Consider the following 20,005-nt stretch of genomic DNA (forward strand, 5'->3'; position numbering starts at 1 on the left):
AAGTGAAAAAAGAAAATTTACCAACAAAAATTTGTCCAGTTTGCAAAAGACCATTTACTTGGAGAAAAAAATGGAAGTTGAATTGGGATAAAGTAAAATATTGTTCTAAGAAATGTTCTAAGCTAAGCTAACTTAGTGAATATAATAGTACTACAACATATTAAAATAGAAGATCCAGGCTACATTAAAGATTTAATGCTATATGATGGATTTAATTTAACTACAATAGAGTTAGACGAAGGTGAAAAAATACCAGAGGATCTTAGTAAATTTGATGGAATGTTTTGTATGGGAGGACCGATGGATACCTACATGGAAAAAGAATATCCATGGTTAATTGACGAGAAGAAAAAAATTAAACAGTTTGTTGTAGATTTGAAAAAACCTTATTTAGGTTTTTGTTTGGGTTGCCAATTATTGGGCGAGGTAGTGGGTGGTAAAGTGGTTAAATCAAATCCTGCAGAAATTGGTATTATGGATATTGATTTTTCTAAAGAAAAGGAAAACGATAATTTGTTTTCACAATTTCCTGATAAGATAAAAAGTTTACAATGGCATTCTTATGAGGTTCAAGGAATAGAAAACAATAATGATATAACTTTATTGGCTTCCTCACCGATTACTAAATATCAAATATTTAAATATCAAAACCACGCTTACGGAATTCAATTTCACATAGAAATAAAAGATACAACAGTCAATGAATGGGGATGTGTTCCAGAATACAAGAAAGCTTTAGAGGATCAGCTTGGTAATGGTGCTTTAGAAAAGTTTGATCAATCAGCAAGAGATAATATGAAAGATATGAATAACTATTCTACAATTCTTTATAATAATTTTAAAAAACTTCTATGATTTGCATAAAGGCTGAAATACCAAAAGAGCTAAACGATATAGATGATGAACTTAAAGCAATCTATCACAGCAAAGATACAGTTTGTTTTTACATTTTTAAAACAAGAGAATTAAGAAATCAATTTGTTGAAAAAACAAAGGGTATGAAAAAAAGTGAACGTGAAGAGATATATAAAAATTATGAATAATAAAATTTTTGAATGGGCAGGGGTCATTACAGCAATACTGTATTCTTTATTTGTCGCTTTAAATATAGGGATAGAATTTTTTGGTTTTTGTTTATTACTTTTGTCAGCTATTTTGATTGGAATTTGGGCTTACAGAGGTGGCCACAAAGGAATTCTCTTACTGCAATTTTTTTATGCTACTGCTGGAATTATAGGTATGGTTCGATGGTTTTAACTTAAGGTTGAAACAATTTTGGGAATATAATTTTTAAAGTTAAAAAAACCTTTATTACAATATTGCCAAGCTAACTGATCGAGGCTTCTATATAAAAAATCTAACTTTAAATTATTTGAATTTAAGTAGTCTAAATTTTCACCAACTGTTGGATACAAACCGTAACAATTTTCAATGTTTGTAATTTCGCTAACATCAATTACCTGACAATCAATAGATTGATTTTTTAATCTTTGTGCTTGGTCTTCTATTAACAGTGATTTAAATTTCATTAATTTTTCACTGAGTTTTATAGCTCTATTTTCATTCTTGTTGGAAACTAAGTAAATTTTCTTAAAGTTGTTTTCTTTAAAGTCACTGATTTCAAAAGATAGATTATTATCAAAAATTATAAGATTTTTTTCTTTAATATTTTGTGGGTTATTAAAATCTTGTTTTATTATTTGATAAGATTTTTCTGAAATTTTTGGAGGAGCATTTTCATTTAATTTTATGTTTTGAAATCTATTGTTTGTGAATTTTTTAATATTCCATTCACTAGCAAGATAATGTTTGCCTTGAGTTTGAACACCTGCAACCCATCGCCATCCCAGAGTATTTGATGCCGTGTCTCCATCATAAAGATTTTGCAAAAAAAATTCCGCACCTAATTGCCAAGGTAGTTCTAAGGTAAAAATCCAAATACTAGCAAACCACATTCTTGTATGGTTATGCAAATAATTATTTTCTTTTAGCTCGTTAACCCACTCATTAAAGCATTTAATATCTGTTTTCCCCTCAATTGCTGAGAGATAATTTTTATTATTTTGAAATTCATTTTTTATTTGGTTTAATTCAATAAGATAATCTGTCCAAACATTTGGTCTTAGCTCTAGCCAACCTTTCCAATAAGTTCTCCATAATACTTCTTGAATAAATTTTTCATTTTTTGAAAAAGAAAATTTGCTTAGGGCTTTCTGGATAACTTCTTTTTCATTAACAATTCCATGAGTTATGTATGGAGATAAGCAAGATATATTAGTTCTTTTTTCAGGACCAAAATCAAAATTTCTTAATTTAGAGTATTCTGCAAGACCATTATCGATAAAATTGTTTAATTGATTTAAGGCCTTTGCCCTCGAAGTTTCAAATATCATTTAAATCTAATTTGATTTTTTTTTCTTCAGACCTAATTTATCACTATGTCTTAATCTTAGGACAACAATTGCTCCAGCAATTAATAAAATCGCTACCGCTTCATAAACAAGTGCAGTTGGATCCATTTCTTTACCTTGTAAAATAATAAATCGCGCAAGCGCGGTAATTGCAATAAGCAGCGGAAGGGTAATACTAATTGATTGTTGGTTCCAAAACACTCTTACCATTGCTAGGACTTCTAAATAAAGAAACATTAATAATAGATCAGCTAATGTTACAGATTGATTTAAGAACATATTTTTCATCTCAATTCCAACAGCAATAACTGTACTTATTAAAATTATGACCATTAATGCTAACTGTAAATTTTTTGCTATCTTATCCATTACTTGTCCTTACTAAAAGGAAGCCATTTTTCAAAAACTGATTTTGATGGCCCATCATATGGAATTGAGTATGAATTTGGATTTGGACTTGTTAGAACTTCAATACCTTTTGAAAAAATAAATATAAATACAACTACAAAAACAATCACCATTATTTTAAAAGGATCAAAATTTTTTGTTTGAAAAACGCTTGCAGATTTCTCTTCTGCTCTATGAAATTGTTTAAAAGTCATATAGACGGCAAATATTAAACCTATGTGAGCTAAAAAAAGTCCAGCCCATCCAAATGCAAATGTTGTATATGAGAATATATATAAACTAAAAACTGTAGTCCAAATAAAACTTAGAACTAAAAGAATTTGAAGTCTAACTGTTTTGGGTAGTGCTCTCAAATCGTTTTTACTATCATCAAACAAAATGTTTGCAGCATCTTTCATCCAGTTTTTTAATGAGTCCACCTATTTAACATATAGTTTTAAAAAGTTATAACAAAGGAAAAATTGACTTAATTTTGGTTTAAGTTTGAATTTATTGCACTTTCTAAGTGAGTTACACTTTGAGCACCTGATATAAAATCATTTCCTATCTCATAAAACGGAACACCACTTATATTCTTTCTTTTAGCAATTAATATTTTTGAATTTACGTCCTCAATATTTTTATCATTGATAAAATTTTTAAAGATCTCTTCAGAAATATCATGTTGTTTTGCAATATTGGTTAAAACATAAATATCTCCTATGTCGAGACCATCAATAAAATAGGATTGATAAATTTTTTCTTTTATCTGGTTTTGTATATTAAATCTTTCACTCAAAATTATTAGCAAATGAGATAGAATTGTATTAGGAGTTTTTTTTATTTTATCTAAATTAAAATTCATTCCAGACTCTTTTGCTTTTAATTTCATATTTTCATACATAGGTTCTGCGAATTTTTTCCCACCAAATTTTATCTCAAGATATTTATCACGAGCTATTCCCTCTAGAGGCATATCTGGGTTTAATTGAAAAGGTATATGTTTAATTTCAAATTTTATGTTTGGAAATTTTTTAATCACTGTATTTAAATTTTTATGACCTATGTAACACCATCCACAAATGGTGTCTGCGAATATATTTATTTCCATTTATTTATGATCGAAGTTTTTTCTTATGAAAATTAATAAATCTTTCAACATTAGATTTGTTAAATGTTTTATTTTCTTCAAAGGAAACTTTTTTCATAGAGTAGGCTGAACTATTTGTAATTCGAGACTCTATTATTACATTTCCTTTATAAAGTTTAAGTTTTACTGAGCCATTAACTTTGTTTCTTTTAAGATCTACAATTTTTTGAAGTTTAAATCTTTCTTTTGAATACCAATAACCATTATAAATTAGCTCTGCATATCTTGGCATAATTTGATCTTTTTTGTGCATTGTTTCTTTATCTAGAGTTACGGACTCGATTGCTCTATGCGCATGAATTAACAAAGTTCCACCTGGTGTTTCGTATACTCCACGAGATTTTATTCCAATAAATCTATTTTCAACTAAATCAACTCTTCCTATTCCATTTTTTCCAGCAATGTTGTTCAATTTTTCTAATAGTTTTGAAGGAGACATTTTTTTTCCATTAATTGCAAAGGGATCTCCATTTTTAAAATTGATGGTAATAAATGAAGGCTTGTTTGGAGCTCTCTCAGGAGAAATTGTTCTTTGGAAAATAAATTCTGGCGCAGAATTTTTTGGATTTTCTAATACTTTCCCTTCGGTTGATGTATGAAATAAATTATCATCTACTGAAAAAGGTGGAGCACCTTTTTTATCTTTTGGTATTGGTATCCCATGTTTTTTCGCATAGTTAATTAAATCAGTTCTTGATTTTAATTTCCAAATTCTCCACGGAGCAATAATTTTTATTTTTGGTCCAAAGTAATGATAGCCTAATTCAAATCTTACTTGGTCGTTTCCTTTTCCTGTAGCACCATGTGAAACTGCATTTGCTTTAAATTTTTTAGCAACTCTTATTTGGTCTTTTGCAATCAGTGGCCTAGCAATAGAAGTTCCCAAAAGATACACCCCTTCATAAATTGCATGTCCTCTAATCATTGGATAAACGTAATCTTTTACAAAAGTATCTTTTAAATCTTGGATAATAATATTTTTTACACCAAATTTTTTTGCATTTTTATAAATTTTTTTTCTATCAATTTCTTGACCAACATCAGCAGTGTAACAAATTACTTCAGCGTTATAATTTTCTTGAAGCCATTTTAAAATTATGGACGTGTCTAAACCGCCTGAGTATGCAAGCACAATTTTATTTTTTGATTTCATTTAATTATGTACAAGCTTTTTTTGATGCATTGTAAGCTTTGGTAAATCCAAGCAAAGAATAATGATCAATTGTCTGAGATCCATTTTGATTGTAACCAGTAATCATTATTCTTGATCCTTTTTTCATTCTTTTAATCATTTTAATTTCAATTTTATTATCAGCAATCCATGCAAATCCTTGTTGCATGATATCAAATTTAAATTTACTTTTTCCAGATGCTGCAATAACAGAATTCTTGTTATTAAATTCATATCCAGGTGTAACACTTACTTCATTTGAAATATTTTCCTCTGGTCTAAAAGTTACAAATAATTTTGCATCTCTTTTGTTTGATTTTGGTGCTTGAAGCACAGGTGCTGATTGAGCAAAACATACTTTGCCATCAGGTTCGTATGCCACCATGGCCTCCCAATCTTTATATTTACCAATTTTTTTTACTTCCTGAGCAAATAGATGATTTGAACCTAAGATAAATACAGTTGATAAAATTATTATTTTTTTAATTAAGGACATGGGTTTGGATAAATTGTTTGAACTTGATTGATTTCTTCAATGACATCATCAGATAAATTTACATTTACACTTTCTATATCTGATTTCAACTGCTCCATTGTAGTTGCACCTATAATAACACTTGTCATAAATTCTTGGATTTCACAGAATTTAATAGACATTTGAGTCATATTTAAATTGTGTTTTTTGCAGATTTTAAAATAAAGTTCTACAGCAGCCTCTGTGTTTGGTTTTCTATATCTTGTCCAAAAATCAAAATCTCTTTCCATTCTTGATCCTTTAGGAAAATTCTTATTTCTGTACTTTCCTGTTAAATATCCACTTGCTAAAGGTGAATAGGCAAGGCATCCAATTTTTTCTCTAATTGAAACCTCGGCTAATCCAACCTCATAAGATCTATTTAGCAAACTGTATGGATTTTGAATAGACATCATCCTTGGTAAATTTTTATCTTTTGATAACTGCAGATAATTTAATGCCCCCCAAGGAGTTTCATTTGATAATCCTACATATCTTATTTTTCCAGCTTTAATATATTTATCTAATTCCCCAAGAACATCTTCAAATTGATTCCAATCATTTTCTTTATGAACATAACCAAGTCTTCCAAAATTATTTACATTTCTTTCTGGCCAATGAAGTTGATATAAATCAATATAATCTGTTTTAAGTCTTTTAAGACTATTGTTTAAAGCAGACTCTAAGTTTGGACCTGTAAAACTGTTTTCTCCATTTCTTAAATAATCTCTTGCTGGACCAGCAACTTTTGTAGCTAGAATAACTTCTTTTCTTTTTTTTGTTTTTTCAAACCAATTACCAATTATTTCCTCAGTATCCCCATAAGTTTCCTTACGAGGAGGAACTGCATACAATTCAGCAGTATCCCAAAAATTTACTCCATTGCTCAGAGCAAAGTCCATTTGTTCAAATGCTTCATCTTGAGTATTTTGTTCTCCCCAAGTCATTGTACCGAGACAAATTGTACTCACGTCAAGATCGGTATTTCCCAATTTTTTGTAATTCATTAATGTTTTATGTTAACTTTTTATTAATCCCTCAAGGTGTCTTGAATAATTATTAAAAGACTATTATATGTAGCATATTATGGAATTTGATAAAAACGGAATATTAAACAGAGCGAAAGCTGCGCAACAAACTGCTGCAGTAATGGATGAAGGCTTAAGAGCCTACATGTTAAAAGTTTATAACTATATGGCAACAGGTGTGTTGTTAACAGGGATCATTGCACTAATAACATTTAAGATGTCAGTCGTAACTGATCAATCAGGTGCAATTGTTGGATTAACACAAATGGGGAATGCGATTTATTTATCAGGTCTTAAATGGTTAGTAATGTTAGCTCCTTTGGGTATCGTTTTTTATATGAGTTTTGGAATTAATAAGATGAGCGCTTCAAAAGCTCAAACAACATTCTGGGTGTTTGCAGCTTTAATGGGTCTTTCATTGTCTTCAATCTTATTAGTTTATACTGGCTTGAGTGTTACTAGAGTATTTTTTATAACTTCAGCAACTTTTGGAGCTATGAGCATTTATGGTTATACAACTAAAAGAGATTTAACAAAGTTTGGATCATTTTTAATGATGGGATTAATTGGTATAATTATTGCATCAATCGTAAATATTTTCTTAAAATCTTCAATGATGTACTTCGTAATTTCAATTTTAGGTGTTTTAATTTTCGTAGGTTTAACAGCTTATGATACTCAAAAAATTAAAAACATGTATGTTGCAAGTGACTCTGGTGAAATAGTTGGAAAAAAAGCAGTAATGGGTGCTTTAACATTATACCTAGACTTTATTAATCTGTTTATAATGTTGTTAAGACTTTTTGGTCAAAGACGATAATTTATTTTTGAAGTTTCTTCCAATTAGTATTTTTAAGTAAAGACTTAAGTTCGTAAGAATTTTTTAAAATCTTACCGCTTGTATCTATGATTAAGTATTTTAAATTTTTATTTTTTGGCTTAAAGTTTTTACAGATTTTATAGAGTGCATTTTCTGCTGCATTCCTAAATACACTAAAGCTAACTTGTTTGCTTGATATGTTGAGACCATAGTCTTTCCAAGAGCCCTCGGAAACCATTTTTGCATAAAGATCTAAAATAATTTTAAGCTCATCTTTTTCAAAAAATTGTTTTTCCTCTATTTTATTATGTGGATTGTTTACTACTAATCTTAAATTATTACGCATCTATTTTATGTTTATTTATTAAAGGTACCTGAAATCCAGTAAATACTATTGTTATTGGAAGCATTCCCCATACTTTAAAATTAACCCAAAATTCTTCAGTTTGCGTTCTCCAAACAAATTCATTTAATAACGCAAGACCGAAGAAAAAAAACATCCATCTTCGATTTAAAATTTCCCATCCGATATCTGATAAAGGTATTGATTTACCCATAACTTTTTTAAGGACCGGTTCTTTCGTAAAGTATTTTCCAAAATATAAAGCCAATGCAAACATGATGTTTATTATTGTTGGTTTTACATAAATAAATATTGGATCATTAAAGTAGATAGTCAGACCTCCAAAAAAAGTTATTAAAATTCCACTTAACAAAGGCATTGGTGGTATTTTTTTTTCAAAAAACCAAACAACAGCTAATGCAATAATAGTTGCAACTATTAAGGGAGGAATTGCTACTGATAAATTTTTTCCACTGTTGTAATAATAGAAAAAAAATATTGCTAGAGGTCCAAAATCAGTAACAAATTTTAAAAAAGATTTATTCACTTAAAAGATATTAACATATTTGCCACATCACAAAACATTAATATTTTTTACATTGATTTTTATTTTTAAATACCCATACTAACTATCATGGCAATCCAGAAAGCTAAATTTTCAATTGGAGACATTGTAAAACATAAGCACTTCGAATTTAGAGGTGTCATTTATGATGTGGATTTCGAGTTTAATAATTCAGAGGAATGGTATCAGTCTATTCCAAAAAATGTTAGACCTAGAAAAGATCAGCCTTTTTATCATTTACTTGCTGAAAATGATGAAATTACTTACGAAGCCTATGTTTCTGAGCAAAACCTTTTAATGGACGATTCAGATGAGCCTATAAAACATCCGTTAATTGAAGAAATTTTTTCAGGCAAAAAAGGCTCAAGCTATTTCAAGCTTTCTAATTAGCTATCATTATTCAAACACATTTATTTCCAATCTAGGCCACACTAATTTTTTATAAATATTCATATTCTGATCAAGAGTGTTAAAAGTTAATCTTTCTTTATTATCTCCCCCTCTTCATTCTTGATCAGATAATTTTTCACAATAGTATTTTTAGAATAAATCCTTAAATTAGAGCTATGTTTAAACTTTTAGAACCAAATAAAATTTTTCAAATTACCTCGAAAGCACCAAAATATGTTTTATTTTTATTTGTTGTTGTCCTATCTGTTGGATTAGTTGAAGCACTTATATTGTCTCCAGAAGATTACAAGCAGAGTGACGCTGTTAGAATTATGTATGTTCATGTTCCTGCGGCATGGATTTCTCTTGGAATTTTTTCTTCAATAACTGTTTTATCAATTTCAGGATTTATTTTTAAAAACAAAAATTTTTTTTTAATATCCAAAAGTCTAGCACCCTCTGGTTTTGTTTTTAATATTATTGCTTTGGTAACAGGTTCTATTTGGGGGAAACCTACTTGGGGCACATGGTGGGCTTGGGATGCGAGGATTACTTCGATGTTAATTTTAGCTCTGTTTTATGCTTTATATCTAATCTCTTGGAGAATTTATGAAAATGAAGACAAAGTTTTTAAAATCTCAACTTTTATTACCATTCTTGGAATTATAAATGTGCCAATAATTAAGTACTCGGTTGATTGGTGGAATACACTTCACCAACCTGCCTCAATAAATATCTTATCTAAAAGCTCAATCCATTCATCAATGCTTTATCCTTTATTGATAATGACTGCGGCATTTGCTCTATTTTCGTTGTTAATTTTCTTGATGAAATATAATACAGAACTGATAAAAATTAAAAATAAAGGCTTAGATAGATTATGATTAACGAACTATTATTTATGAATGGATATGCAGTATACGTGTTATCTGCATTTGGTTTTACTTTATTAAGTTTCCTAAGTTTATATTTAGTAACAAAAGTTCAATTTATTAAAGAACAAAATAAATTCGTTGCTAAATTTGGATCACTTAACACTGAACAAGCTAATTCTGCAAAATCACAAAGAATAAATAAAGAAATTTTAGCTGACGCAACAAATAACTAATTTTTGATCGATGTATGGTCGAAAAGTTAAGTTAAGATTTCTGTTTGTTTCGACTATTTTACTAATTTTAATATTAACTGTTTTTTTAGTTCTAAAATCTTTAGAGGAAAACGTTGTTTATTTTCAATCTCCTTCAGAGATTAAGTCATTAACTGAGCTGACAAATAGCAAAATTAGAGTAGGTGGGATGGTTAAACAAAATTCTATTAGTATGAATTCTAATGAAGTGAATTTTATAATTACAGACTTTAAAAATGAGATTAATGTTACTTATTCAGGTGCTGTTCCAAATTTATTTGAAGAAGGAAAAGGAGTTGTAGCTGAAGGTGTTTTGAAAGACAGAAATTTCTTTTCAGCAACAAAAATTTTAGCAAAGCATGATGAAAATTATATGCCCCCAGAGGTTAAAGCTGCATTGGAGGAAAATTAATTGATTTATAGTGTTGTTGGATACTATTCACTAATTTTAGGATTGATTAGTGGTTCAATTTTGATTTATTTTTCAGTTCAAAATTTTAGAAATTCAGAAATTTTAGATACTAAAATATTATCTTTTTCATTTTTACAATTATTTTTCGTTGTTATTAGTTTTTTTGGTTTAGTTTTATCTTTTATAGTTTCAGATTTTAGTAATGAAACTGTATTTAATAATTCTCATACCACCAAACCTTTATTTTACAAAATTACAGGAACCTGGGGAAACCATGAGGGTAGTTTGTTATTGTGGTTGTTGGTTTTAACATTATTCATTTTCATTTTTTTATTAAGGACAAATAATCAATCAATAAAATATAAAACTCTAACAACAATATTTCAGCAGATAATAATAATTGGTTTTTTTATATTTTTATTAAAAACTTCTAATCCATTTAATTACTTGTTCCCAATTCCTGAGGAAGGTTTAGGTTTAAATCCAATCTTGCAAGATCCCGCATTAGCAATTCATCCACCTGTTTTATATTTAGGCTATGTTGGTTCATCAATAATATTTTCCTCTGCATTAGCAGCAACAACTTTAAAAATGGTTTCAGGAAGCTGGGCAACTCATATAAAACAATGGACTTTAGTTTCATGGATATTTTTGACATTAGGAATTTTATTAGGTTCTATTTGGGCATATTATGAACTTGGATGGGGAGGATTTTGGTTTTGGGATCCAGTTGAAAATGTATCTCTTATGCCTTGGTTAGCATTAACCACATTATTACATTGTATATTGGTTTTAGAGAAAAAATCGATTTTAACTTCTTGGGTTATAATATTATCTATAGCTACATTCACACTTAGTATGTGTGGAACTTTCTTAGTTAGATCAGGTATCCTTAATTCAGTTCATACTTTTGCTAATGACCCCGAAAGAGGTCTATTCATATTAATATTTTTGTTTGTTCTAATTTTTATTTCTTTATTTATTTTTTTCTTTTTTCATAAAGAGGACCAAAAAAATTCAATAAATCTTTTTTGGTTGAGTAAAGAAAGTGCAATTATATTGAATAATTGGTTTATGATGTATTTTTTATCTGTAGTTTTAATTGGTACAGTATATCCAATTTTTTTAGATGTAATTTCTTCAGAAAAGATATCGGTCGGTCCACCGTTTTACCATAAACTAATTATCCCTTTCTTAATTCCATTTTTATTTGCTATGGCAATTGGACCTCAATTGAAATGGATTAAATCTAACTTTGAAAGTAAAAAAATTCTTATATTCTTATTATTTATATCTATTTTAATATCTTATTTAGTTGTTAAGAATTTTGATAAAAATTTACTTGTAAACACTATTTTAATATCAAGCGCATTTTATTTGTTTTTTATTACTGTAAGGGATTTTTTTACAAAAAAATTTAAAAACATTTCTCAAAATATTGCTCACTTTGGTTTTAGCTTATTAATTTTAAGTATTTTATTTAATAATTTACTTTCTAGCGAAGTAATAACCAATCTTAAAATTGGTGAAAGTTATGAAAATTCAAAAATTAAAATTAAACTTGAAGAAGTAAAGCAGAGAGACGAAAAAAATTATAGTTCAGTGGTAGCAGATTTTAAAATAATTTCTTCAAATGGAAAAATTAATAAAATGTCTCCAGAGTTAAGAATTTATAATCAGCCAAATATAGTAACTAGTGAAGCTGATATCAAAACCACTCTGATGAAAGATAAATTTATTGTCATAAACTTAGTACAAAATCAGGAATATTTTAACGTTAGATATCAAGACAAACCTTTCATGCTTTGGATATGGGTATCAGTGTTATTATTAAGTATGGGTGGAATATTAAGTTTTTTCAAAAAGAAAATATGAAAGATAAATTAATACCTTCAATAATAATAATAAGTTTTATAATTATTTTTTTAATATTTTATAAAGGTTTGCAAGAAACAAACATTTACACTCCTAAGTCAGAAATAAAAAAAGATATTCCAATTTTTTCTAGTATTAACTTTGATAGCAAAGAAAAAGTTAATTCATTAGAAATATTTAATTCAAATAAATTTTATATATTAAACATATGGGCCTCGTGGTGTGTACCTTGTAGACAAGAACATTCTTATTTAATGAGATTAAGTGAAAACAATAAAGTAACTTTAATTGGATTAAATTATAAAGATAATTTTAATAATGCTCAAAATTTTCTAACAAAATTGGGAAATCCATACGAAACAATAATATTAGATGAAGACGGTACAATTTCAATAGAGTGGGGAGCATACGGTGTGCCAGAAACTTTTTTGATACATAAAAACAAAATAGTTGCAAAATACATTGGACCATTAAATGAAGAATTAATTAACGAAATTAACTCAATTATAAAATGAAAATTTTAAAAATTATTTTAATTATTTTATTATTAATCCCAAATTTATTATTTGCTGATGATCAGCTTGAAAGAAATAACATTACCAAAAATTTAAGATGTTTAATTTGTCAGGGTCAATCAGTATACGACTCAGACTCTGATTTCGCAAATAGCATGAAAATTTTAGTTGATAAAAAACTTGAAGAAGGATTATCTGAAAATGAAATTTATGATTTTTTTAAGGAAAAATATGGTGAGTGGATTTTGTATGACCCCGGCTTAAATAAAAACACTTATATTCTTTGGATATTGCCAATATTGATATTTTTACTTGGAGGTGCAATAATCTTTAAAAAACTGAAATTTAAAAATTAATCCAAAATGTATCTAAAAAAAATACTAATTTTATTTTCATTTCTAACATTTACGATTTCATTAAATGCAGAAGAAATCAAAAACAGAGATTTAAATACTGAGTTTAATATTTACACAGGGATGTTTGATTTTAGTGATGATGGAAAAAAATCAACTTTAATAGGTTTTCAACATCAAAATGAAAACCTAAACAGAGATACTTTTTTGGGAAATTTATCACCTATTACAGGCGCTCTTATTACTGCAGATAATGCAGCTTATGTTTACACAGGAGTAGAGGCACAATATAAAATAGGATCTTTAAATTTTAATCCAAGTTTTACACCAGGATTGTATCACGAAGGTGATGGAAAAGATCTTGGTCACGTCTTAGAATTTAAGTCTGAATTACAGATTTCTTTAGATATGTCTGAGAGCAGTCAATTTGGTTTTTCATATAATCATATATCTAATGCAAGTTTAGGAAGTAAAAATCCTGGGGCAAATAGTTATATGTTTAATTTCTTTAAAAGCTTCTAAGTAAACTCTTATGAATTTAAATGATTGCTATAATTTTGATGACTTTAGAAAATTAGCCAAAAAAAAATTACCAGCTCCAATATTTCATTATATTGATGGAGGTGCTGATGATGAGATAACTTTAAACAGAAATACAGCTTCGTTTAACGACTGTGATTTAGTTCCTAATATTTTGAATAGTGTTGGAGAACCAGATTTATCCACAACAGTTTTTGGGAGAAAAATTGATATGCCATTATTTTTGTCTCCTACAGCAATGCAAAGCTTGTATGATCCAGAAGGCGATAAAGCTTCAGCTAGGGCAGCAGAAAAATTTAATACGATTTATAGCATGTCTACGATGGCATCATTTTCAATCGAAGAAGTTGCAAATGTTTCTAGTGGTCCAAAACTTTTTCAACTTTATATTCATAAGGATAAATCAATCACTGATGATTTAATAGATAGATGTAGTAGAGCAAATTTTGATGGTATGTGCATTACCGTTGATACATTAGTTGCAGGTAATAGAGAAAGAGATCATAGAACAGGTTTTACTACCCCACCTAAATTTACCTTAGATAGTTTATTAAGCTTTGCTATGAGACCTGGTTGGGTTTTTAAATATTTTACAAACAAAAAATTTGAATTAGCAAATATCAAAAACAAAACTGATAAGGGAACAAACATAGCTAAATCAGTAATGGATTATATTAATGAACAATATGATCCTGCAATGAATTGGAAAGATGCAGAATACTGTATTAAAAAATGGAATAAACCAATGGCACTAAAAGGAGTGATGTCTGTTGAAGATGCAAAGAGAGCAATTGATATAGGTTGTACAGCAATAATGATATCTAATCATGGTGGAAGACAATTGGATGGATCGAGATCCCCTTTTGATCAAGTTAAAGCAATTTCAGATGCGGTAGGAGATAAATTAGAAATAATTCTAGATGGTGGAGTAAGAAGAGGAACACATGTTTTAAAAGCTCTTGCTGCTGGTGCAACAGCTTGTAGTTTTGGAAAAGCTTTTCTTTTTAGCTTAGGTGCTGGAGGGCAAAAAGGTGTTGAAAGATTGCTAGAGAACATGCAAAAAGAAATTAGAAGAAACATGATTTTGATGGGATGTAAATCTGTAAAAGATCTCGACGCGTCAAAAATAATCTACAGAAGTTAAGATAAATAAAGAAAATTAAAATTTATCTTAATAGACAATCAACTTAATTTATGTATATTTTCCAACTTTATTATGAAACTAGCAGCATCACTTAATAGACTTGGAACAGAAAGTGCTTTTTCAGTTTTAGCAGAAGCTAAAAAATTGGAAGCACAAGGAAACCCAATGATACATCTTGGATTGGGTCAACCAGATTTTAAAACACCTAAACATGTAGTTGAAGCTGCAAAAAAAGCTTTAGATGATGGTCACCATGGATATGTACTTTCAAACGGAATTTTAGAGTGTAGACAAGCAGTAACTAGATGGATCAAGAAAAGATACAACACTGAAGTAGATCCAGAAAGAATTACCATAATGCCAGGTGGTAAACCAACAATGCATTATGCGATACAGTGTTTTGGTGAGCCAGGAGCAGAAATTATTCATCCAACACCAGCTTTTCCTATCTATGAGTCTATGATTAATTATACAGGCTCTACAGCTGTACCTTATGATTTAACAGAAGATAAAGATTTAAAATTTAGTGCGGATAAGATTTTATCTTTAATAACTGAGAAAACTAGATTGTTAATTATAATCAATCCTAACAATCCCACTGGAAGTTTTGTTGAGAAATCTGAAATTGATAAATTAGCAGAGGGTTTAAAAAAACATCCTCATGTTACTATCTTAAGTGATGAAATTTACAGTAGACAAATATTTGATAATAAAGAAATGCCAACATTTTTTAATTATCCAGAGTTAAGAGAAAGACTAATTGTTTTAGAAGGCTGGAGTAAAGCTTACTCAATGACAGGTTGGAGATTAGGTTGGAGTTTTTGGCCTGAAAATTTAATTGAACATATTAATAAATTACTAATCAATAGTGTTTCTTGTGTTAACGCTGCGGCTCAATTTGCAGGAATAGCAGCGTTAGATGGACCAGACGATTCAATTGATTTGATGATGGAAAAATTTACTCAAAGAAGAAAATTAATTCATGAAGGACTGAATAGTCTTCCCGGAGTAGAATGCAGTTTACCAGGTGGAGCATTTTATGCATTTCCAAAAGTTATAGGAACTGGAATGGATGGGTCTGAGTTTTGTAAAAAAGCTATGCATGAAGCTGGTGTTGCTATTGTCCCAGGCACAGCATTTGGAAAAACATGTAAAGATTACGTAAGATTTAGCTTTGCTGCATCACAGGATAACATTTCTAACGCATTGGAAAACATCAAAAAAATGCTAGGTTAAGCTATGTCTGAAATAGCTTTACCAAAAGTTGATAGGTCAATAGTAAGTAAAAAAGAAACTATTGTATCAAATCTAAAAAAATTCACTTTAAAAGAAAATGTTTTAAGTGAATTCGATGAGATTAAACCCTATGAAACAGACGCATTAGCAGCATATAAGAATCTGCCTTTAGCAGTAGTGCTTCCTGAAAACACAGAGGAAGTTAGTGAAATTTTAAAATATTGTCATCAAGAAAATATAAAAGTTATTCCACGAGGAGCAGGCACTGGTCTTTCTGGTGGAGCCTTACCATTAAATGATGCCATTATATTAGGTTTAGGAAAATTTAATAAAATTTTAGATATCGATTTTGAAAATAAATGTGTTGTTACGCAACCTGGTGTCACTAACTTGTCTATAACTCATGCAGTTAAACATAAAGGATATTATTATGCACCAGACCCTTCAAGCCAACTAGCTTGTTCTATAGGTGGAAATGTTGCTGAAAACTCTGGTGGTGTTCATTCACTTAAATATGGAACAACAACAAATAATATACTGGGTGTTGAAATGGTCATGATGGATGGGACTATTTGTAGATTAGGTGGAAAAACTTTAGATCAAGAGGGATATGATTTATTAGGATTAATATGTGGTTCAGAAGGATTACTGGGGGTAATTACTGAAGTAACTGTAAAAATTTTGAAAAATCCACAAACAGTAAAAGCAGCTTTAATTGGTTTTCCAACAATTGAAGATGGAGGAAATTGCGTAACAGATATTATTTCCAACGGTATTGTACCGGCTGGAATGGAAATTATGGATAAAGCATTAATAGATGCAACAGAAAAATTTGTTCATGCAGGATACCCAATGGATGCTGAAGTGTTAATGATTGTTGAATTAGATGGGACAAAGTCTGAGGTGGATGAACTATTTAAAAAAATAAAAGAAATTGCTGAAAAAAATAAATCGAATAGTTTTAAATTAAGTAAATCAGAAAAAGAAAGATTAGGATTTTGGTCTGGAAGAAAAGCTGCATTCCCAGCTTGTGGTGCAATGGCACCAGATTACTATTGTATGGATGGAACAATTCCTAGAGGAAAATTATCTGTCATACTTAAAGAAATAAGCAGATTATCAAAAAAATATAATTTAGGGGTTGCAAATGGTTTCCATGCAGGGGATGGAAATCTACATCCTTTAATTCTTTTTGACGGCAGTGATAAAGAACAGTTGAGAAGAACTGAAGAGTTTGGGGCTGAAATTTTAAAGGCGTGTGTGAGAATGGGAGGTGCATTATCTGGTGAGCACGGAATTGGAATAGAAAAAAGAGAATTAATGTGTGAGGCTTTTAATGATATTGATATCCAGCAACAGCTTAATATTAAAAAATGTTTAGATGAAAAAAATCTCTTAAATCCTGGAAAAGTTTACCCAATTTTAAGAAAATGTGCTGAGGAAGGAAGGGTTCATGTTCACCGAGGAGAAGAAAAATTCCCAGATCTTCCAAGATTCTAATCACTTGTTACCAAAAAGCGAACTTGAAGTTTCAAATATAATTAAAGAAGCTTACAAAAAGAAACTTCCAATTGATATTCATGGAGCAAATACAAAAAAATTTATAGGTTACAATGTCCAGGCTGCTAAAAGTTTAGATTTATCAAGTTTAAATGGAATAATCGAGTATTTACCAGAGGAACTTTATATTAAAGTAAAACCAGGAACTTTACTTGAGGATGTTGAGACCGCTTTAGAAAAAAATAATCAAGAGCTTTCTTTTGAACCAACTGATTTTGGTTACATCAAAAATGGAAAATCAAGCAAAGGAACTGTAGGTGGTTGTGTTGCCTGTAATTTTGCAGGATCTAGAAGATTTAAGTCAGGCAGCGTTAGAGATTTTGTTTTAGGTTTCAGAGGTGTAAATGGCAAAGGAGATATAATTAAATCAGGTGGAACTGTTGTAAAAAATGTTACAGGCTATGATTTATCTAAATTAGTCAGTGGATCCTTTGGAACATTGGTGGCATTAACTGAAATAACTTTAAAAATTTCAGCAAAGAAGCCTTCACAAAATACAATTGTTATTTATGAAAATGATTCAAAGGTTATCTCAGAATTATTTCAAAAGGTGCTTAGCTCGAGTAACGAAATTTCAGGTGCAGTTTTTATTCCTGACGAGCCACAAAATAAAAAATTTGATTTAAATAAAAGTAAAGCATTTAAATTTAATGATTTAGATCAAGAAGGTTCATTTTTTGCTTTAAGAGTTGAAGGTGATAAAAATTCAATAAAAGAGCGAATTAAAGATATTTCAAATGAGTTAAATTTAAAAAAATATAAAACTTCTAATTTAGATCCTCATCAATCTCCTCTTTTTTGGAAAAGTGTAAATAGTTTACAATTATTTTCTGAGACAAAAAATAATTTACTTCGAGCAGTTGTACCTCCAGCTAACTGTGAAAAAGTAATGAACAATATAAAAAATAAATTTAAGTATTTTATAGATTGGTCTGGATCACTATTCTGGATAGAGGTTCCTGGAAAAGATGATGATAAGTTAAAAGAAGTAAAAAAAATGATCCTTCAAAATAATGGATATGTAACAATAATCAAGAAATCAGAGGAGTTTGATTTTTCAGAAAAAATATTCACTATTGATGATACTAAACTAATGATTTCCAAAAAGATTAAGGAAAGCTTTGATCCAAAAGGAATATTTAACCCAGGTAAAATGTATAAGGATTTTTAATGCAAACAAATTTTTCAGAAACACAACTCAAAGATAAAGATAATCAATCTTCTGAGAAAATATTTAAAAAATGTGTTCATTGTGGAATGTGTAACGCAACATGTCCAACTTATGGAATTTTAGGAGATGAATTAGATGGTCCAAGAGGAAGAATTTACCTTATTAAAGATATGTTGGAAAATAATAAGAAACCAACTGAAAAAGTCGTTAAACATATAGATAGATGCCTTTCTTGTTACAGCTGTATGACCACATGTCCAGCCGGTGTAAATTATATGCATTTAATTGATCATGGAAAAAAATATATTGAAAAAAATTATGAGAGATCTTTTTTTGATAAACTAATTAGATATTTTTTATCAATCACTTTACCAAATGTTAAAGTATTTAGACTCTCAAGTTTTTTTGTTAAATTCGTAATGCCATTTAAATTCTTAATGCCTACAAAGATTAAAGACATGATTGAATTAATGCCAACTACTTTTCCAAAAAAAACTTTACCTAATAAAGAAATTTATAAAGCTATAGGAAAGAAAAAAATCGCAAGAGTTGCTCTGCTAACTGGATGTGTTCAAAAAGAAATTTCGCCACAAATTAATGAAGCCACAATAAGATTACTAAATCGACATGGAGTTGAGGTTGTGGTGCCAAAAAAAATTCGTTGCTGTGGATCTTTAAACCATCATCTTGGAAAAGAAGAAGATGCCCACCAAGATTTCAAAAATAACATAAATACTTGGTATGAAGAACATCAAAAGGGTAATTTAGATGCAATTTTATCTAATACATCGGGTTGTGGTACTACCATTAAAGATTATGGTTTTATTTTTAGAGATGACAAAGAGTTAAGTAAAAAAGCTAAAGTCATATCAGATCTCACCAGAGATATTTCAGAATATATTTTTGAAAGTTTAAAACTAAATATAAAATCAAAAGGAAAGAAATATAAAGTTGCTTATCACTCTGCATGTTCAATGCAGCATGGTCAAAAAGTTCATTCACAACCAATTTCATTACTTGAAAAGACTGATAATGAAATAATGGAAATTCCTGAAGGACATATTTGTTGTGGATCAGCTGGAACTTATAATATTTTACAATCAAAAATTGCAAAACAACTATTAAAAAATAAGGTAAATAATATAGAAAGTTTAAATCCTGATTTTATTTCAACAGGAAATATTGGTTGTATTACCCAAATTTCTCATGGTACTAAAGTCCCAATTTTACATACAATTGAAGTTTTGGATTGGTACACAGGCGGTCCCAAACCTGAAATTTTAAAATAGGGGTT

General features: G+C 29.1%; 27 protein-coding genes. 18 read left to right on the forward strand and 9 right to left on the reverse strand.

Annotated elements, in window-relative coordinates; all coding sequences use genetic code 11:
• The first annotated feature begins 2 nt into the window (after window positions 1-2).
• Genes ACTTBN_RS05765 through ACTTBN_RS05780 form a run of 4 tightly spaced genes read left to right on the forward strand, consistent with a single transcriptional unit; the run spans window position 3 to window position 1,257 of the window.
• Window positions 3-131 carry a DUF2256 domain-containing protein gene (locus ACTTBN_RS05765; protein ID WP_145596660.1) on the forward strand — a complete coding sequence of 43 codons (129 nt, stop codon included), beginning with the start codon at window positions 3-5 and terminating at the stop codon, window positions 129-131.
• Window positions 132-135: 4 nt separating this feature from the next.
• Complete coding sequence (locus tag ACTTBN_RS05770; protein WP_440681466.1) at window positions 136-855, forward strand: type 1 glutamine amidotransferase; 720 nt, start codon at window positions 136-138, stop codon at window positions 853-855.
• Complete coding sequence (locus ACTTBN_RS05775; RefSeq protein ID WP_440681467.1) at window positions 852-1,043, forward strand: hypothetical protein; 192 nt, start codon at window positions 852-854, stop codon at window positions 1,041-1,043. The genes ACTTBN_RS05770 and ACTTBN_RS05775 overlap by 4 nt, the downstream gene beginning before the upstream one ends.
• Complete coding sequence (locus tag ACTTBN_RS05780; protein ID WP_023854586.1) at window positions 1,036-1,257, forward strand: hypothetical protein; 222 nt, start codon at window positions 1,036-1,038, stop codon at window positions 1,255-1,257. The genes ACTTBN_RS05775 and ACTTBN_RS05780 overlap by 8 nt, the downstream gene beginning before the upstream one ends.
• On the opposite strand, the gene ACTTBN_RS05785 is transcribed toward ACTTBN_RS05780, so the two are convergent.
• Genes ACTTBN_RS05785 through ACTTBN_RS05815 form a run of 7 tightly spaced genes read right to left on the reverse strand, consistent with a single transcriptional unit; the run spans window position 1,254 to window position 6,640 of the window.
• The gene (locus ACTTBN_RS05785; RefSeq protein WP_440681469.1) at window positions 1,254-2,393 is read right to left on the reverse strand and encodes an FAD-binding domain-containing protein; all 1,140 of its coding nucleotides are present in this window, start codon (window positions 2,391-2,393) and stop codon (window positions 1,254-1,256) included. The two genes, ACTTBN_RS05780 and ACTTBN_RS05785, sit on opposite strands and share 4 nt — an antisense overlap.
• Window positions 2,394-2,399: 6 nt before the next feature.
• Complete coding sequence (locus ACTTBN_RS05790) at window positions 2,400-2,780, reverse strand: phosphate-starvation-inducible protein PsiE (RefSeq protein ID WP_440681470.1); 381 nt, start codon at window positions 2,778-2,780, stop codon at window positions 2,400-2,402.
• On the reverse strand, window positions 2,780-3,238 hold the full coding sequence (locus ACTTBN_RS05795; RefSeq protein ID WP_440681471.1) for a hypothetical protein: 459 nt from the start codon (window positions 3,236-3,238) through the stop codon (window positions 2,780-2,782). The genes ACTTBN_RS05790 and ACTTBN_RS05795 overlap by 1 nt, the downstream gene beginning before the upstream one ends.
• Window positions 3,239-3,285: 47 nt before the next feature.
• Entirely contained in the window at window positions 3,286-3,909 is a 624-nt protein-coding gene (locus ACTTBN_RS05800) for a DsbA family oxidoreductase (protein ID WP_440681472.1), read from the reverse strand.
• 4 nt (window positions 3,910-3,913) lie between these two features.
• A complete protein-coding gene (locus tag ACTTBN_RS05805) occupies window positions 3,914-5,101 on the reverse strand; it encodes an argininosuccinate synthase (protein ID WP_440681473.1) in 1,188 nt (395 codons plus the stop codon).
• 4 nt (window positions 5,102-5,105) lie between these two features.
• The gene (locus ACTTBN_RS05810) at window positions 5,106-5,615 is read right to left on the reverse strand and encodes an invasion associated locus B family protein (protein ID WP_440681474.1); all 510 of its coding nucleotides are present in this window, start codon (window positions 5,613-5,615) and stop codon (window positions 5,106-5,108) included.
• Entirely contained in the window at window positions 5,606-6,640 is a 1,035-nt protein-coding gene (locus tag ACTTBN_RS05815; protein WP_440681475.1) for an aldo/keto reductase, read from the reverse strand. Before ACTTBN_RS05815 ends, ACTTBN_RS05810 begins: the two co-directional genes overlap by 10 nt.
• Window positions 6,641-6,719: 79 nt before the next feature.
• Here ACTTBN_RS05815 and ACTTBN_RS05820 point away from each other — a divergent pair, with 79 nt between their 5' ends.
• Window positions 6,720-7,481 (forward strand): Bax inhibitor-1/YccA family protein, encoded by a 762-nt coding sequence (locus ACTTBN_RS05820; protein ID WP_262589945.1) that lies wholly within the window; start codon window positions 6,720-6,722, stop codon window positions 7,479-7,481.
• A 1-nt stretch (window position 7,482) separates the two neighbouring features.
• Here ACTTBN_RS05820 and ACTTBN_RS05825 read toward each other — a convergent pair whose 3' ends face one another.
• Both ACTTBN_RS05825 and ACTTBN_RS05830 read right to left on the reverse strand, forming a co-directional pair.
• Complete coding sequence (locus ACTTBN_RS05825; RefSeq protein WP_440681476.1) at window positions 7,483-7,827, reverse strand: DUF2794 domain-containing protein; 345 nt, start codon at window positions 7,825-7,827, stop codon at window positions 7,483-7,485.
• Window positions 7,820-8,371 (reverse strand): septation protein A, encoded by a 552-nt coding sequence (locus ACTTBN_RS05830; RefSeq protein WP_440619109.1) that lies wholly within the window; start codon window positions 8,369-8,371, stop codon window positions 7,820-7,822. Before ACTTBN_RS05830 ends, ACTTBN_RS05825 begins: the two co-directional genes overlap by 8 nt.
• A gap of 87 nt (window positions 8,372-8,458) precedes the next feature.
• Between ACTTBN_RS05830 and hspQ the strand changes: the two genes are divergently transcribed.
• The 13 genes from hspQ (at window position 8,459) to glcF (ending at window position 20,000) form a co-directional block, all read left to right on the forward strand.
• Entirely contained in the window at window positions 8,459-8,779 is a 321-nt protein-coding gene (gene hspQ / locus ACTTBN_RS05835; protein ID WP_262589942.1) for a heat shock protein HspQ, read from the forward strand.
• A gap of 176 nt (window positions 8,780-8,955) precedes the next feature.
• Window positions 8,956-9,663, forward strand: coding sequence for a heme ABC transporter permease CcmC (ccmC, locus tag ACTTBN_RS05840; RefSeq protein ID WP_440681478.1), 708 nt, complete (start codon window positions 8,956-8,958; stop codon window positions 9,661-9,663).
• Window positions 9,660-9,887 (forward strand): heme exporter protein CcmD, encoded by a 228-nt coding sequence (locus ACTTBN_RS05845; protein ID WP_440633121.1) that lies wholly within the window; start codon window positions 9,660-9,662, stop codon window positions 9,885-9,887. Before ccmC ends, ACTTBN_RS05845 begins: the two co-directional genes overlap by 4 nt.
• A gap of 10 nt (window positions 9,888-9,897) precedes the next feature.
• Window positions 9,898-10,317 carry a cytochrome c maturation protein CcmE gene (gene ccmE, locus ACTTBN_RS05850; protein ID WP_440681480.1) on the forward strand — a complete coding sequence of 140 codons (420 nt, stop codon included), beginning with the start codon at window positions 9,898-9,900 and terminating at the stop codon, window positions 10,315-10,317.
• Window positions 10,318-12,192 carry a heme lyase CcmF/NrfE family subunit gene (locus tag ACTTBN_RS05855; RefSeq protein WP_440681481.1) on the forward strand — a complete coding sequence of 625 codons (1,875 nt, stop codon included), beginning with the start codon at window positions 10,318-10,320 and terminating at the stop codon, window positions 12,190-12,192.
• Window positions 12,189-12,707, forward strand: coding sequence for a DsbE family thiol:disulfide interchange protein (locus ACTTBN_RS05860; protein WP_440681482.1), 519 nt, complete (start codon window positions 12,189-12,191; stop codon window positions 12,705-12,707). The genes ACTTBN_RS05855 and ACTTBN_RS05860 overlap by 4 nt, the downstream gene beginning before the upstream one ends.
• Entirely contained in the window at window positions 12,704-13,063 is a 360-nt protein-coding gene (locus ACTTBN_RS05865; RefSeq protein WP_440681484.1) for a cytochrome c-type biogenesis protein, read from the forward strand. The genes ACTTBN_RS05860 and ACTTBN_RS05865 overlap by 4 nt, the downstream gene beginning before the upstream one ends.
• Before the next feature lie 6 nt (window positions 13,064-13,069).
• Complete coding sequence (locus ACTTBN_RS05870; RefSeq protein WP_428078956.1) at window positions 13,070-13,582, forward strand: acyloxyacyl hydrolase; 513 nt, start codon at window positions 13,070-13,072, stop codon at window positions 13,580-13,582.
• Between the two features lie 10 nt (window positions 13,583-13,592).
• Window positions 13,593-14,744, forward strand: coding sequence for an alpha-hydroxy acid oxidase (locus ACTTBN_RS05875; protein ID WP_428078954.1), 1,152 nt, complete (start codon window positions 13,593-13,595; stop codon window positions 14,742-14,744).
• A gap of 72 nt (window positions 14,745-14,816) precedes the next feature.
• Window positions 14,817-15,980, forward strand: a complete 1,164-nt coding sequence (locus ACTTBN_RS05880) for a pyridoxal phosphate-dependent aminotransferase (protein ID WP_440681486.1) — start codon at window positions 14,817-14,819, stop codon at window positions 15,978-15,980.
• 3 nt (window positions 15,981-15,983) lie between these two features.
• Entirely contained in the window at window positions 15,984-17,480 is a 1,497-nt protein-coding gene (locus ACTTBN_RS05885; RefSeq protein WP_440681487.1) for an FAD-linked oxidase C-terminal domain-containing protein, read from the forward strand.
• A 4-nt stretch (window positions 17,481-17,484) separates the two neighbouring features.
• A complete protein-coding gene (locus ACTTBN_RS05890; protein ID WP_440681488.1) occupies window positions 17,485-18,711 on the forward strand; it encodes an FAD-binding protein in 1,227 nt (408 codons plus the stop codon).
• A complete protein-coding gene (glcF, locus tag ACTTBN_RS05895) occupies window positions 18,711-20,000 on the forward strand; it encodes a glycolate oxidase subunit GlcF (RefSeq protein ID WP_440681489.1) in 1,290 nt (429 codons plus the stop codon). The genes ACTTBN_RS05890 and glcF overlap by 1 nt, the downstream gene beginning before the upstream one ends.
• Window positions 20,001-20,005 lie beyond the last annotated feature (5 nt).

Source organism: Candidatus Pelagibacter sp. HIMB1623 (assembly GCF_052047695.1).
Classification (GTDB): Bacteria; Pseudomonadota; Alphaproteobacteria; order Pelagibacterales; family Pelagibacteraceae; genus Pelagibacter.

What these genes read in the sequence shown, in the direction of transcription:
- ACTTBN_RS05775 (WP_440681467.1), top strand. Translation starts at nt 852, where the DNA reads ATGATTTGCATAAAGGCTGAAATACCAAAAGAGCTAAACGATATAGAT.
- ACTTBN_RS05780 (WP_023854586.1), top strand. Translation starts at nt 1,036, where the DNA reads ATGAATAATAAAATTTTTGAATGGGCAGGGGTCATTACAGCAATACTG.
- ACTTBN_RS05785 (WP_440681469.1), bottom strand. Translation starts at nt 2,393, where the DNA reads ATGATATTTGAAACTTCGAGGGCAAAGGCCTTAAATCAATTAAACAAT.
- ACTTBN_RS05790 (WP_440681470.1), bottom strand. Translation starts at nt 2,780, where the DNA reads ATGGATAAGATAGCAAAAAATTTACAGTTAGCATTAATGGTCATAATT.
- ACTTBN_RS05800 (WP_440681472.1), bottom strand. Translation starts at nt 3,909, where the DNA reads ATGGAAATAAATATATTCGCAGACACCATTTGTGGATGGTGTTACATA.
- ACTTBN_RS05805 (WP_440681473.1), bottom strand. Translation starts at nt 5,101, where the DNA reads ATGAAATCAAAAAATAAAATTGTGCTTGCATACTCAGGCGGTTTAGAC.
- ACTTBN_RS05810 (WP_440681474.1), bottom strand. Translation starts at nt 5,615, where the DNA reads ATGTCCTTAATTAAAAAAATAATAATTTTATCAACTGTATTTATCTTA.
- ACTTBN_RS05815 (WP_440681475.1), bottom strand. Translation starts at nt 6,640, where the DNA reads ATGAATTACAAAAAATTGGGAAATACCGATCTTGACGTGAGTACAATT.
- ACTTBN_RS05820 (WP_262589945.1), top strand. Translation starts at nt 6,720, where the DNA reads ATGGAATTTGATAAAAACGGAATATTAAACAGAGCGAAAGCTGCGCAA.
- ACTTBN_RS05825 (WP_440681476.1), bottom strand. Translation starts at nt 7,827, where the DNA reads ATGCGTAATAATTTAAGATTAGTAGTAAACAATCCACATAATAAAATA.
- hspQ (WP_262589942.1), top strand. Translation starts at nt 8,459, where the DNA reads ATGGCAATCCAGAAAGCTAAATTTTCAATTGGAGACATTGTAAAACAT.
- ccmC (WP_440681478.1), top strand. Translation starts at nt 8,956, where the DNA reads ATGTTTAAACTTTTAGAACCAAATAAAATTTTTCAAATTACCTCGAAA.
- ACTTBN_RS05845 (WP_440633121.1), top strand. Translation starts at nt 9,660, where the DNA reads ATGATTAACGAACTATTATTTATGAATGGATATGCAGTATACGTGTTA.
- ccmE (WP_440681480.1), top strand. Translation starts at nt 9,898, where the DNA reads ATGTATGGTCGAAAAGTTAAGTTAAGATTTCTGTTTGTTTCGACTATT.
- ACTTBN_RS05860 (WP_440681482.1), top strand. Translation starts at nt 12,189, where the DNA reads ATGAAAGATAAATTAATACCTTCAATAATAATAATAAGTTTTATAATT.
- ACTTBN_RS05865 (WP_440681484.1), top strand. Translation starts at nt 12,704, where the DNA reads ATGAAAATTTTAAAAATTATTTTAATTATTTTATTATTAATCCCAAAT.
- ACTTBN_RS05870 (WP_428078956.1), top strand. Translation starts at nt 13,070, where the DNA reads ATGTATCTAAAAAAAATACTAATTTTATTTTCATTTCTAACATTTACG.
- ACTTBN_RS05875 (WP_428078954.1), top strand. Translation starts at nt 13,593, where the DNA reads ATGAATTTAAATGATTGCTATAATTTTGATGACTTTAGAAAATTAGCC.
- ACTTBN_RS05880 (WP_440681486.1), top strand. Translation starts at nt 14,817, where the DNA reads ATGAAACTAGCAGCATCACTTAATAGACTTGGAACAGAAAGTGCTTTT.
- ACTTBN_RS05885 (WP_440681487.1), top strand. Translation starts at nt 15,984, where the DNA reads ATGTCTGAAATAGCTTTACCAAAAGTTGATAGGTCAATAGTAAGTAAA.
- glcF (WP_440681489.1), top strand. Translation starts at nt 18,711, where the DNA reads ATGCAAACAAATTTTTCAGAAACACAACTCAAAGATAAAGATAATCAA.